The sequence below is a fragment of the Brevundimonas sp. genome (assembly GCF_965227765.1).
Taxonomy (GTDB): Bacteria; Pseudomonadota; Alphaproteobacteria; order Caulobacterales; family Caulobacteraceae; genus Brevundimonas.
This window is the reverse complement of the sequence record NZ_OZ245778.1, coordinates 1,562,927-1,575,542: the sequence shown is the minus strand read 5'-3', so window position 1 is coordinate 1,575,542 and position 12,616 is coordinate 1,562,927. Positions and strand designations below refer to the sequence as shown.

At 66.6% G+C, this 12,616-nt stretch carries 11 protein-coding genes; 2 read left to right on the top strand and 9 right to left on the bottom strand.

Annotated features, from left to right (window positions below):
• The 8 genes from ACO05L_RS07525 to ACO05L_RS07490 form a co-directional block, all read right to left on the bottom strand.
• Entirely contained in the window at positions 1-651 is a 651-nt protein-coding gene (locus tag ACO05L_RS07525) for a RibD family protein (RefSeq protein ID WP_421731538.1), read from the bottom strand.
• On the bottom strand, positions 651-1,124 hold the full coding sequence (gene nrdR / locus ACO05L_RS07520) for a transcriptional regulator NrdR (protein ID WP_421731537.1): 474 nt from the start codon (positions 1,122-1,124) through the stop codon (positions 651-653). Before nrdR ends, ACO05L_RS07525 begins: the two co-directional genes overlap by 1 nt.
• Positions 1,125-1,131: 7 nt before the next feature.
• Positions 1,132-2,418, bottom strand: a complete 1,287-nt coding sequence (gene glyA, locus ACO05L_RS07515; protein WP_421731536.1) for a serine hydroxymethyltransferase — start codon at positions 2,416-2,418, stop codon at positions 1,132-1,134.
• A 75-nt stretch (positions 2,419-2,493) separates the two neighbouring features.
• Complete coding sequence (locus ACO05L_RS07510) at positions 2,494-2,667, bottom strand: DUF6898 family protein (RefSeq protein ID WP_421731535.1); 174 nt, start codon at positions 2,665-2,667, stop codon at positions 2,494-2,496.
• Positions 2,660-3,052 carry a hypothetical protein gene (locus tag ACO05L_RS07505; protein ID WP_421731534.1) on the bottom strand — a complete coding sequence of 131 codons (393 nt, stop codon included), beginning with the start codon at positions 3,050-3,052 and terminating at the stop codon, positions 2,660-2,662. Before ACO05L_RS07505 ends, ACO05L_RS07510 begins: the two co-directional genes overlap by 8 nt.
• Positions 3,053-3,119: 67 nt before the next feature.
• A complete protein-coding gene (gene hemA / locus ACO05L_RS07500; RefSeq protein ID WP_421731533.1) occupies positions 3,120-4,346 on the bottom strand; it encodes a 5-aminolevulinate synthase in 1,227 nt (408 codons plus the stop codon).
• Positions 4,347-4,474: 128 nt separating this feature from the next.
• A complete protein-coding gene (locus tag ACO05L_RS07495; RefSeq protein ID WP_421731532.1) occupies positions 4,475-5,347 on the bottom strand; it encodes a class I SAM-dependent methyltransferase in 873 nt (290 codons plus the stop codon).
• A 295-nt stretch (positions 5,348-5,642) separates the two neighbouring features.
• Entirely contained in the window at positions 5,643-6,689 is a 1,047-nt protein-coding gene (locus ACO05L_RS07490) for an enoyl-CoA hydratase/isomerase family protein (protein ID WP_421731531.1), read from the bottom strand.
• Positions 6,690-6,812: 123 nt separating this feature from the next.
• Here ACO05L_RS07490 and hemB point away from each other — a divergent pair, with 123 nt between their 5' ends.
• Positions 6,813-7,820, top strand: coding sequence for a porphobilinogen synthase (gene hemB / locus ACO05L_RS07485; protein WP_421731530.1), 1,008 nt, complete (start codon positions 6,813-6,815; stop codon positions 7,818-7,820).
• Here the strand turns inward: hemB and ACO05L_RS07480 are convergent, their stop codons facing one another.
• Positions 7,821-10,157: a caspase family protein gene (locus tag ACO05L_RS07480; RefSeq protein ID WP_421731529.1), complete on the bottom strand. Its 2,337-nt coding sequence runs from the start codon at positions 10,155-10,157 to the stop codon at positions 7,821-7,823.
• 220 nt (positions 10,158-10,377) lie between these two features.
• On the opposite strand from ACO05L_RS07480, the gene ACO05L_RS07475 reads away from it, so the two are divergent.
• Complete coding sequence (locus ACO05L_RS07475; protein WP_421731528.1) at positions 10,378-12,528, top strand: DEAD/DEAH box helicase; 2,151 nt, start codon at positions 10,378-10,380, stop codon at positions 12,526-12,528.
• Positions 12,529-12,616 lie beyond the last annotated feature (88 nt).

The window sequence follows — 12,616 nt, the reverse complement described above, 5'->3', positions numbered from 1 at the left end:
TCAGGAAAGCCTCTCGTAGCGTTCCCACAGGTCGTCACCGCAGGCCTCCGCCGCAAGGCGCCGGAACTTGGGGGCCTTATGCAATCTTCCCAGGGCCAGGGTGGCGACCGACGGACGACCGTCTCCGCCTAGCACGATGGGGGCGCGGAACCACTCGATGGCGTCCACCGCGTCGGCCAGGATGAAGCAGGCGGCGATCCGCCCCCCGCCCTCGACCATCAAACTCTGGATGCCGCGCTCGCCCAGCAGGTCCAGCACCGCCCCGACCGCCGGTCGGCCAGCGGTGTCGGCGGCGACCCGCACCACCTCGGCCTCGCCCACGGGCTTGGGCTCGCGTGTCGTCAGGATCAGGGTGCCCGCCTGGGCCAGACGCGCGAACGGCGGCGTCCTGAGGCGGCTGTCCATCACCACACGCAGAGGGTCCTTGGCCGGCTGGCCATCGGGCAGACGCGCGGTCAGGCGCGGATCGTCTGCCAGAACCGTCTCGACCCCCACCAGGATGGCGTCGCTGACGGCGCGCAGGGCGTGGCCCTGGTTGCGCGCCTCCGGCCCCGTGATCCACTGGCTTTCGCCCGACGAGGTGGCGATGCGACCGTCCAGAGAGGTCGCGACTTTCAGGGTGACGCGGGGACGCAAGATTTCGGGACGCATCAGCGCTCTCCAGATCCCGGCTCATCGAGGCCTTCGGCGCCGAGGAATTTGGCGAAGTCGCCCGTCGCCCGGAAGTCCTTGTACACCGAGGCGTAGCGGACATAGGCGACCTCATCGACGCCCTTCAGCGCCTTCATGATGAAGTCGCCGACGACGCTGGACTGGATTTCCGTCTCGCCCAGGCTTTCCAGTTGGCGGGTGATCCGGCTGACCAGCTGCTCGACCTGTTCGGCCTGCACCGGGCGCTTGCGCAGAGCGATGCCCAACGAGCGCTCCAGCTTGTCGCGGTCGAACGGCGCACGCCGTCCGTTCCGCTTCAGGATCACCAGCTCGCGCAGCTGGACCCGTTCGAAGGTGGTGAAACGCCCGCTGCATTGCGGACAGGACCGCCGACGTCGGATGGCCGAGCCGTCGTCAGACGGTCGGCTGTCCTTCACCTGCGTATCCGAATGTCCGCAAAAGGGGCATTTCATCAGAGGCTTATCCGTAGATCGGGAAACGCGCGGTCAGGGCGCGCACCTTGCCGGCGACCTCGGCGATGACGGCCGGATCGGCTTCGTCGCCGCCATTCATCGAGGACACCACGTCGGCGATCCAGTGACCGATCGACTTGAACTCCTCGACGCCAAAGCCGCGCGTCGTGCCGGCCGGCGTGCCCAGGCGAACACCCGAGGTGACCATGAAGGAGGCGGTGTCGAACGGCACGCCGTTCTTGTTGCAGGTCATCAGGGCGTGTTCGAGCTGCAGCTCGGTCGCCTTGCCGGTCACGCCCTTGGGACGCAGGTCGACCAGGACGATATGGCTGTCGGTGCCGCCCGACACGACCGCCAGGCCGCGCTCGATCAGCACCGCCGACAGGGCCTGGGCGTTGTCCACGACCTGTTTCGCATAGAGCTTGAACTCGGGCTTCAGCGCCTCGCCGAAGGCCACGGCCTTGGCGGCGATGACATGCTCCAGCGGTCCGCCCTGCAGGCCGGGGAAGACGGCCGAGTTGATCTTCTTGCCCAACTCGGCGTCGTTGGACAGGATCATGCCGCCGCGCGGTCCGCGCAGGGTCTTGTGCGTCGTGGTGGTCACGACGTGGGCGTGGGGCAGCGGGTCGGGATAGACGCCGCCGGCGACCAGACCCGCGTAGTGGGCCATGTCCACGAACAGGTATGCGCCCACGCTGTCGGCGATCTCGCGGAAGCGGGCAAAGTCGATCTTGCGGCTATAGGCCGAGGCGCCCGCCACGATTAGCTTGGGCTTTTCCTTCTGGGCCATCTCGGCGACGTGATCGTAGTCGATCAGGTGAGTGTCTTCCGACACCTTGTAGGTCACCGGGCGGAACCACTTGCCCGACTGGTTGGCCGGCGAGCCGTGCGTCAGGTGCCCGCCGCAGGCCAGGTCCATGCCCAGGAAGGTGTCGCCGGGTTGCAGCAGGGCGAAGAAGACCGCCTGGTTGGCCTGGGCGCCCGAGTGGGGCTGGACGTTGGCGAACGAACAGCCGAACAGTTCCTTGGCCCGCTCACGCGCCAGATCCTCGATCACATCAACATATTCGCAGCCGCCGTAATAGCGACGCCCCGGATAGCCCTCGGCGTATTTGTTGGTCAGGACGCTGCCTTGCGCTTCCAGCACCGCCTTGGAGACGATGTTCTCGGAAGCGATCAGTTCGATCTGCTCCTGCTGACGACCCAGTTCGCCCTGGATGCCCTTGAAGATGTCCGGGTCGGCTTCAGCCAAACCGCGCGAGAAATAGGCGTCATGAACGAAGGATGCGGTCACGGGCGGCGGTCCTGAATTGGCGTCGTGGAGGTGCGCCTATCTAGTCGCCAGCGGCCTCGACCACAACATCTTGTGTCAGGTGGTCGTCAACAGACGCCGAAGCTTGGCCACGGCCAGCCGCTCGACCGCCCTTGGCTCCATCGCCGGCCCCACAGCCGTCGCCTCGGTCCCCGTCGCCACATGGACGGCTGTGACCTTCAGATAGGTTCCGTTGCGGGTCGATTCGACGATAATCTCCTCGTCACCCACCCTGCGCTCCAAAGGCGGACTGAAAGGCCTGTAAGAGGAGACTGATCACGGCCGCGCCGTTACCGAACCGATCCATCAGTGCATCTATATCGATGCCTCTGCCTTTCAACCGATCGCCAAACCGCTCTTGTATCAGATCTATGTCTGCACCTGCTGCGATATCTGCGCGAACCGCAGTTATCAAGTCTCGGTCATCTACGTCTAAGTTGGCTAGAACTAATCTGGTTACATCTGCTGCCGTAACCGCCTGCTTGGTGTTGCGAAACCGCGTACCGTTGACGGAAACATTGTCGGAAAATCCGATATCAATTCCGACATCGCAACCACTTATGCTGCCGCCGACAATTTGAACGTTTCCACAGTTTTCAATTTTGATAGCCGCCATAACGCCTCCCGTTCGTTGGAGATTATGGCGTTCTTTTTTCGTTCCGCAACAACCGTGACGCCGGCTATCACGCCGCTACGGGCATCCGGGCGACGTTGCAGTGTGTGAACAGCTTGTCCATGGCGCTGACCAGGGCGTCCATCATGCCGTCGTCATGGTTGGGCGAAGGCGTGAAACGCAGGCGCTCGGTGCCCTTGGGCACGGTCGGATAGTTGATCGGCTGCACATAGACGCCGAAATCTTCCAGCAGCATGTCCGAGATCATCTTGCAGTGGACCGGATTGCCGATGTGCACAGGCACGATGTGGCTTTCCGACGGCATCACCGGGATGCCCGCCGCTGCGAAACGGTCCTTCAGGGCCTGGGCGCGCTCCTGATGGGCGACGCGCAGTTCCGGGCTGGTCTTGAGGTGGCGCACCGAGGCCAGAGCCCCCGCCGTCAGCGCAGGCGGCAGCGAGGTCGTGAAGATGAAGCCAGCGGCCCAGGAGCGAACGGCGTCCACGATCACCGCGTCGGCGGCGATATAGCCGCCCATGACGCCGATGGCCTTGCCCAGGGTGCATTCGACGATGTCGATGCCGTCCAGAACGCCGTCACGCTCGGCGACGCCCGCGCCCGTCGCGCCGTACAGGCCGACCGCATGGACCTCGTCCAGATAGGTCATGGCGTTGTATTTCTTGGCCAGGGCGATGGTCCCGGCCAGGTCGGCGATGTCGCCGTCCATCGAATAGACGCTCTCGAACGCGATCAGCTTGGGCGCATCGGCGGGCGCGGCGGCCAGCAGTTGCTCCAGATGCGTGAGGTCGTTGTGCAGGAAGACGTGCCGCTCGCAGCCGCCATTGCGGATGCCCGCGATCATGGAGGCGTGGTTCAGGCTGTCGGAAAAGATGATCAGGCCCGGCAGGATGCGTTGCAGCGTTGTCAGGGTCGCCTCGTTGGCCACATAGCCCGAGGTGAACAGCAGGGCGGCTTCCTTCTGGTGCCAGGACGCCAGCTCAGCCTCCAGGTCAACGGCGGATCGCGTGGTGCCCGAGATGTTGCGCGTGCCGCCCGCGCCGGCGCCCACGGATTCGATCTCGGCCTTCATGGCTTCCAGCACCACCGGATGCTGGCCCATGCCCAGATAGTCATTGGAGCACCAGATGACGCAGTCCTGCTCGGTCCCGTCCTCGCGCCGACGCACGGCCTTGGGGAATTGACCCCGCACCCGCTTCAGGTCGGCGAAGACGCGATAACGCCCCTCGCCCTTCACCTGGTCGACGGCGGATTCGAATGCAGCCCTGTAGTCGTACAAGATGGCGGTCTTTCGGGGTCCAGAAAACTGGCGGCGTATTGCGCCGATTGACCCGTTCTGTCCACGGAATCGCAAGGACAAAACGCCGCAAACCCCTAATTGATAACGGTTCTCAGTAGCGCGAGACGTCAGTCGGGCTTGCGGAACCGATAGACGAACTGGTCGGATTTGCCCCGGATGGCGGGGTCGAACACCGACAGGCTGTGGTCGTCGTCGGGGTTGGCGACCACGTCGGTCTCGCCGTCGAAGACGAAGCCCGCCGCCTCGACCTGAGCCCTCAAGGCCGAGGCCTCGATCCGGTGCAGGGTCCCGACCACGTCCGTTCCCGCCCCCGGCGCCGCCTGGTGGTCCAGAATTACGTACAGGCCGCCTGGCTTCAGCGCCGCGAACACCGCCGCATTCATCTTCGCCACATCCACCCCGAACCGGGGGATGACGAAGTCATGGTATTCCTGCCCCATGAAGACCACGTCCAGCGGGCATTCAAACGACAGCGTATCCAGGTCCCCCGTTACCCGCGTCGTGTTGGGGTAGGTGGCGGCTAGAGTGTCAGCAAAAGCGTTCTCGCGCTCGGCGGTCTGGTTGGGCACGAAGGCATAGACCCTCCCATGCTCCCCCACAGTTGGGGCGAAAAGCCGGGTGAAATAGCCTTCTTCCGGTCGGATGTCGGCGATAGTGTCCCCCGGCGTCAATCGCATGAAAGCCAGCATTTCGGCCGGGTGGCGCAGCGGATCACGCACGGTCTCTTCGGGCAGACGACGAGGATCGGCGACCGCAGCGGCCCATCCGCTGTACGTTCCGGCAGCGACAGCGGCTGCCGCGTCGGCGTCTGCAGCAGCCTCTGCCGCCGTGAAGTTCCTGGTTTTCGCCCCGTCGCAGTCAGATACTGGTGGAACGGCCGTCAACTCCGGCGGACCAGGCGGCTGGGCATATGCGCCGGAACACGCCGATGACATCAATGCCGCCACGGCGGCGGCGGCGAGGCGATGCGTCTTCGTCATGGCGATGTCCCGATCAGCGAATGCCGACAAGCTACGCCTTGAAGCGCGAAAGGATGCAAGGGGAACCTCGCGCCGACCCGTTCGACCTAGCGGTCCCTGAGGCCATGATATGATGCGGCCGGTCTTTGACATCCGCCGAACCCGACGCTCCGGTCACCCGGACCGCCGATCAGGCCTCACCCCATCCCGTCTGATTTCAGACTATTCAGACCATTCAGACTCGGTTTCACACGCCGAAAGTCTGAAATTGTCAGGCTCGCCTTTCAAATTCAGACCATTCAGACCCGGTTTCGCATCAAAGCGTGGCCCATTCCTCGTCCGCCGGCAGAGGCGCGAACAGGGCGTCGATGTCGGCGTCGCTGACCTCGGACGGGTCCGCCGCCGCCCATTTGGGTGCATTGTCCTTGTCTACGATGACGGCGCGGACGCCTTCCTGGAAGTCGTGGCTCTGCACGATCCGTCCGCCCAGCCGGTACTCCATGGCCATGTTCTCGGCGAAGGTCTTCAAGCCTGCGCTGGTCCGCAGCTGCTTCAGCGACACCTTCATAGACTGGGGCGACTTGGTCTTCAGCGTCGCCAACTGGGCCAGAGCCCATTCCGACCCGTCAGCCTCCAGCGCCGCAAAGATTTCCTCGACCGTATCGAAGGCGAACAGCCGGTCGATGGCCTCGCGGTTCGCGGCGTGGGGCGCGGGGCCTGCATCCCCGGCATGACGCGCCACGACGGCGGCAGGGTCAGCCGCCCCGGCGAGCAACTCGACCTTCAGCGCCTCGACGCCCTCGCTCGGCACGAAATGGGTATGGATGCCCAGAGCCACCGTGTCCGCCGCCTTCAGACGCGCCCCGGTCAGGGCCAGCCAGACGCCGGTCTGGCCCGGCAGGCGCGACAGGAACCAGCCGCCGCCCACATCGGGGAACAGGCCGATGCCGGTCTCTGGCATGGCGTATGTGGTCCGCTCGGTCGCCACGCGCACGGCGGCGGGCTCGGAAATGCCCACGCCGCCGCCCATGACGATGCCGTCGACGATGGCCGTGATCGGCTTGGGGTATTCGAACATCAGGTGGTTCAGCCGGTACTCGGCCTTGAAGAAGGACTTGGCCTCTTCCGCGCCCCTGGCCCCGCTCTCGGCGATCATGCGGATGTCGCCCCCGGCGCAGAAGCCCCGCTCGCCCGAATGGTCGATCAGCACCGACGACACGGCCTCGTCGTCGCGCCACGCCAGCAGGGCCTCGGTCATCGCCTCGCACATCGGGTGGTTCAGGGCGTGCAGAGCCTTGGGCCGGTTCAGGGTGATGCGGCCCACGCCGTTCTCGATACGGGTCAGGACTTCGGCTTCGGACATGACAGGCTCCAGGCTCAGGCGACCCGAACCTCCTAGGGGCCGGGGCCTCAGCCGTCGAGCGCGGCGTCGCAGCCCGCCCCTGCGATTTTGCATGGCGCCGGTCGTTGGTCTAAGCCGCCCCGCATGACCTCCCTGCCCTTCGCCCCCGCCGCCTATCCCTACGCCCGCCCGCGCCGCCTGCGCGCCAGCCCCTGGGTGAGAAGGCTGGTGGCCGAAACGACCCTGACCCCCGCCGACCTGATCTGGCCGCTGATCGTCCATGACGGCAAGGACGACCGCGTGCCGGTCCCTTCCATGCCCGGCGTCTTCCGCCTGTCGCCCAAGGCCGCCGCCGAGGCCGCCGTCGAGGCCCGCAGCTTGGGCATCCCCGTCGTCGCCCTCTTCCCCAATGTCGATGGCGCGATCAAGGATGCGGCTGGCACGGGCGCTACCGACCCCGACGGCCTGATCCCCGACTGCATCAAGGCCATCAAGGACGCCGCGCCCGAGATCGGCGTCATGTGCGACGTGGCCCTGGACTGCTACACCGATCACGGCCACGACGGCCTGGTCGAGGATGGCCGCATCGTCAACGACGCCACCCTGGAACGCCTCGCCGAACAGGCCTTCATCCAGGCCCACGCCGGCGCCGACATCGTCGCCCCCTCGGACATGATGGACGGCCGGGTCCAGGCCATCCGCGAGGCGCTGGAGGCCAATGGCTTCCACGACACCCTGATCCTGTCCTACGCCGCGAAGTTCGCCTCGGCCTTCTACGGCCCGTACCGCGACGCGGTCGGCTCGGCCAAAATGCTGACGGGGGACAAGAAGACTTATCAGATGGACTACGCCAACGCCGACGAGGCCCTGCGCGAGGTCGCCATGGACATCGCCGAGGGCGCCGACGCCGTCATGGTCAAGCCGGGCATGCCCTATCTGGACATCGTCCGCATCGTCTCGGACACCTTCAAGCTGCCGACCTTCGCCTATCAGGTGTCGGGCGAATACGCGATGATGCAGGCCTCCATCGCCAACGGCTGGCTGGACGAGGATCGCGCCATTCTGGAGACCCTGCATGGGTTCAAGCGCGCGGGCTGCGCCGGGGTGCTCAGCTATTTCGCGCCCAAGGCGGCAAGGTTGCTGGGGGCCTAGTCAGCGGCCCCCGGCCTGGCTCCGGCCCTCTGCCGACAGGCGCACGATCACGTCGTCGATCTGGACCCCGCCCCGGTCGATGACCAGGTTCTGGTAGTTGCGCTGGCCTTCCGAGGTTTCGGCCTCCACGCTCTCGACCTCGTCACGGAACTGGCGGCGCAGATAGGTGGCCAGTTCTCCCGCGGTGACGATCCGGTCGCCGTCCGTATCGGCCGAGCCCGACAGACCGGCGCGCAGGAAGTGGGCCAGGTATCCGCCAGCCTCGAACTTATCGGCCACGGCGCTGGTCAGGTCCTCTTCGGAGCTGAACAGCCCCATGACGCCCGGCCGGTCCACGACATTGCGCGCGAAGCCGCCCGAATAGCAGCTGTCGAGCACCAGCAGGGACAGGCGTGTGCGCAGCGTCCCGAACAGGTCCGCCATCTCGTCATCGCTGATCTCGCCGTCGCGCAGGACGATGGACTCGGTCTTGCCGTCCGGCTCGGTCGCGCTGACCGCGCCGTCGGTCTGGTCGCCGTGGCCCGAGAAGAAGAACAGGAACATGTCGTCTGGCCCTGCCTGCTGGGCCACGCGCTGGAAGGCTTGGCGCACACCGGCGACCGTCGCCTGGGCGTTGGTCAGGGTGACGCTGGCGGGGTTCAGCACCCCTTCGCGCCGCAGGGTCTCGGCCAGCTTCTGGGCGTCCTCGTCGGTATAGGGCAGGTTCGCCTGGTCATCGCCATAGTCGGACACCCCGACCATGATGGCGAACACCCGGGGCCCGCCCTGCACCGAAGCCTGTCGCTGCGGCCCCTCGCTGGGCGTGACCGAGAAGCGATACGAGCCGGTTTCCCCGGCCGAGAACGAGGTCACGGCGACCGAATATTCGCCGCTCTCGGACAGCACGGTGTCGAGCCGGCTGTTGGTGCCGTCCTCGCCGTCGTCATTGTCGATCTGCTCGCCCGAAGGCGTGGTCAGGATCGTATAGGCGTCGAAGGCCGACGAGGTCAGCTCCACCGCCACCCGCTGGCCGCGCTGGCCCTGGAAGGTGAAGTTGTCGACGTATTCGCCGCTGTCCAGGGTGTCGTCGCCGGCCTGCAGCGTGCCGCCCACGGTGTCGCCGATGGCGATACGCCCCGTCTCGCCGCCCGCGCGGTCGTCGTTTCCGGGCCGGGGCGGCGGAGCCTGATAGCCGGCGCCGTCGCGCACGCTAAGCCGATAGCGGCCGCGCTCGTTTGCGGCATAGCTGGTGGCCATGACCTCATAGGCCCCGTCGCTGGGCAGGGTGACGATCAGCCGGCTGTTGCTGCCGCCCGCCTCGGCGTCATCGTCGTTGAAGGCCGAGAAGCCGTTCGGTCCCTCGATCTGCACGAAGGGATCGAAGTCGGACGAGGTCATCGTCAGGTCCAACCGCTGGCCACGACGCCCGGTCAGGGTGAAGCTGTTGATGTATTCGCCGCTGGAAAGCTGACGCGCCCCCTGGCCCAGTTGGCCGTCGCGGGTTTCGCCGACGCGGATGGGGCTGTCACCCGTCGAGTTGCGGCCGCCGCCGCCGCTGGACGCCTGCGTGCCGCCACTGGATTCGCTCAGGCTCAGGGCATAGCGCCCGGTCTCGCCGGCGGAATAGCTGGTCGCCGAGATCGTGACCTCGCCATCCGCCTGCGCCGTGAAGCTGATGCGGCTGTCGGTCGATCCCCGCGAACCGGGATCGTCGTCATTGTCCTGGCTGAAGCCACCCGGAGCCCGCACGACCAGATAGGGGTCGAAATCGCTGGATTGCAGGGTCAGGGTATAGGTCTGACCCCGCCGCGCCTGGAACCGCCAGGCGTCGGCGTATTCGCCGGTGCTGAGCGTCACATCGCCCTGGCCCAAGGCCTCGCGCATGGTGTCGCCCGGCGCGATCCGGTTGTTCTGGGCCCTGTCGCCGCCCGTGCGCGTCGGAAACACCGCCGCCGTCCCGCCACCGGCGCCGCCCCGGAAGTCGAGCTGATAACGTCCGCTCTCGCCGGGCTCGTAGCTGGTGGCCGTGACGCGATATGCGCCGGTCGCGGGCAGACGCAGGTTCATGCCCGCAGAGGTGTCGCCTTCCACCGCATCGTCGTTCTCGTCGGAGAAGTCGCCCGGGCCGCTGACCATCAGATAGGTGTCGAAATCCTGCGAGGTCATCCGCAAGGAGACCTGATCACCGGCCCGCCCCTGAAATTCGTAGGCGTCCAGGAACTCGCCGCTTTGCAGTCGCTCGTCGCCCTGACGCAGGTCGCCGCTGACAGTTGCGCCGGGTTGCAGCCGCTGCTGGGCGATGGCCGCCCCTGCGCACAGCACAAAGGCCGTCGTGGCCAGTAGAATCGTCTTGCGCATAGGCTTCCCCGAGGTGCCGCACCCTTATCCGAACCGGCGCGAATGTCACGATGTTCGCTAAACTCGCTCGCATCCGCACCTGATGGTTCCTGTCACCACCTTTCGGCCTTGATCCGCGCGCAGACGCCCGCCTCTTCTGCCAGCTTTTCTGATAGAGACCCTTCGCAGTCGCACCCCCGTGCGGCTCGCCTTCGCGTTTTCGACGCCTTACGAGACCTATATGCCCTTCCCAGCCAGCCATCCCGCGCTCGACCGCGCCCTTTCCGAACGCGGCTATGCCGAGCCCACCCCCGTCCAGGCCGCCGTGCTGGAGGCATCCCTGGCCGACGGTGGCGAAGAGCGCGACCTGCTGGTCTCGGCCCAGACCGGCTCGGGCAAGACGGTGGCCTTTGGTCTGGCATTGGCTCCAACCCTCCTGGGCGACGCTGAGAAGTTCACCGACTTCGGCAATCCCCTGGCCCTGGTCATCGCCCCGACCCGCGAACTGGCGCTTCAGGTCTCCAACGAACTGCAGTGGCTCTATGCCCAGACCGGGGCGCGCATCGTCTCCTGCGTCGGCGGCATGGACCCCAAGACCGAGCGTCGTGCGCTGGAACGCGGCGCCCATATCGTCGTCGGCACGCCGGGTCGTCTGCGCGACCATCTGGAACGCGGCGCGCTCGACCTGTCGGAAGCCAAGGCCATCGTGCTGGATGAAGCCGACGAGATGCTGGACATGGGCTTCCAGGAAGATCTGACCTTCATGCTGGACGCCGCGCCCGCCGAGCGCCGCACCCTGCTGTTCTCGGCCACCCTGGCGCGCGACATCGTGCAACTGGCCAAGACCTATCAGCGCGACGCCCTGCGCATCGACACGGTCGCAGGCAACAAGTCGCATGCCGACATCGAATACAAGGCCATCCGCATTGCGCCGAACGAGATCGAACTCGGCGTCGTCAACGTGCTGCGCTATTTCGAGGCCCCCGGCGCTCTGGTCTTCGCCAACACGCGCGAGCGGGTAAAGCATCTGACCGCCAGCCTTCGTGAACGCGGCTTCTCGGTCGTCGGCCTGTCGGGTGAACTGACCCAGAGCCAGCGCTCGGAAGCGCTTCAGGCCCTGCGGGACGGCCATGCCCGCGTCTGCGTCGCCACCGACGTCGCCGCGCGCGGCCTCGACCTGCCCGATCTGGGCCTGGTCATCCACGCCGAAATCCCGGTCAACAAGGCCGGCCTGCTGCACCGTTCGGGCCGTACCGGCCGTGCGGGCAAGAAGGGCGTCTCGGTCCTGCTGGTCAGCTATACGCGCCGCCGCAAGGTCGAGCTGATGCTGCAATCGGCCTCCATCGTCGCCGAGTGGTCCGGCCCGCCCTCGGCCGACATGATCCGCGAACAGGACCGCGTGCGCCTGCTGGCCGATCCGGTGCTGACCGCCCCGACCGATGACGAGGAATCCCTGGAGCTGGGCCGTCTGCTGCTCGAGAAATCCACGCCGGAACAGATCGCCGCCGCCCTGATCCGCCTCTATCGCCAGAAGATGCCCGCGCCCGAAGACGTCTATGACGACGAGCGCATGAAGCGCGCCCAGGTCAGCGGCGTGAACGATCGCGGCCAGGCCGACGGCCCCTTGCGCGACTTCGCGCGTGGCGGCGAGATGGTCTGGTTCCGCGTCAACATCGGCCGCGACAAGAACGCCGACCCCAAATGGCTGCTGCCGACCATCTGTCGCATCGGCCACGTCACCAAAAGCGACATCGGCTCGATCAAGATCTTCGACCGCGAGACCAAGTTCGAGATCACCAAGGCCGCCGAGGCCAAGTTCCGCGCCGCCCTCGCGACGGGTGTCGAGGACGGCGTGACCGTCTCCGACGCCGTGGCGCCCGGTCCCAAGGAACGCCCCGCCAGCCGCTGGGACAAGAAGCCTTCGGGCGACGGCGGCGCCCATTCTTCTGGAGAGCGTCCCGAGCGCAAGCCCTGGGCCGACAAGGCCGAACGCGCCCCTCGCGGCGACAAGCCCGCCTGGAAGCCGCGCGAAGGCGATGGCGAGAAGAAGCCCTGGGTCAAACGCGACGACGCCGCCCCATCGGGTGAGAAGAAGCCCTGGGTTAAACGCGACAAGCCCGAAGGCGAACGAACTCCGTGGGCCGGCAAGGTCGAAATCGGCGCCCCGCCCAAGAAGCCCTGGGTCAAGAAGGACGCCTCGGACAAGCCGCGCACCCCTTGGGCGCCCTCTTCCGACGCCTCGCCCGCCGCCGGGCAGGACGACAAGCCCTGGAAGGGCAAGCCCAAGGGCGGCGACCGTCCCTGGGCGCCCAAGGATGCGCGCGGCAAGGCGGCCCCCGCCACCGGCGCCAAGCCCTTCAAGGGTAAGCCGAAGAAGAAGCCGAACGGCTAGACCGCCGCCTTTGGCCTGCGCCAGCTCCGCATGGGGACGAAACCCGTCCCCATGCGTTTGGGCTTGATGCAAAGCTCTACGCCCCTCG

Coding starts and splice junctions, on each gene's coding strand:
- hemB (WP_421731530.1), top strand. CDS start 6,813: ATGACCTCCCTGCCCTTCGCCCCCGCCGCCTATCCCTACGCCCGCCCG.
- ACO05L_RS07525 (WP_421731538.1), bottom strand. CDS start 651: ATGCGTCCCGAAATCTTGCGTCCCCGCGTCACCCTGAAAGTCGCGACC.
- ACO05L_RS07505 (WP_421731534.1), bottom strand. CDS start 3,052: ATGGCGGCTATCAAAATTGAAAACTGTGGAAACGTTCAAATTGTCGGC.
- ACO05L_RS07495 (WP_421731532.1), bottom strand. CDS start 5,347: ATGACGAAGACGCATCGCCTCGCCGCCGCCGCCGTGGCGGCATTGATG.
- nrdR (WP_421731537.1), bottom strand. CDS start 1,124: ATGAAATGCCCCTTTTGCGGACATTCGGATACGCAGGTGAAGGACAGC.
- ACO05L_RS07490 (WP_421731531.1), bottom strand. CDS start 6,689: ATGTCCGAAGCCGAAGTCCTGACCCGTATCGAGAACGGCGTGGGCCGC.
- ACO05L_RS07480 (WP_421731529.1), bottom strand. CDS start 10,157: ATGCGCAAGACGATTCTACTGGCCACGACGGCCTTTGTGCTGTGCGCA.
- ACO05L_RS07475 (WP_421731528.1), top strand. CDS start 10,378: ATGCCCTTCCCAGCCAGCCATCCCGCGCTCGACCGCGCCCTTTCCGAA.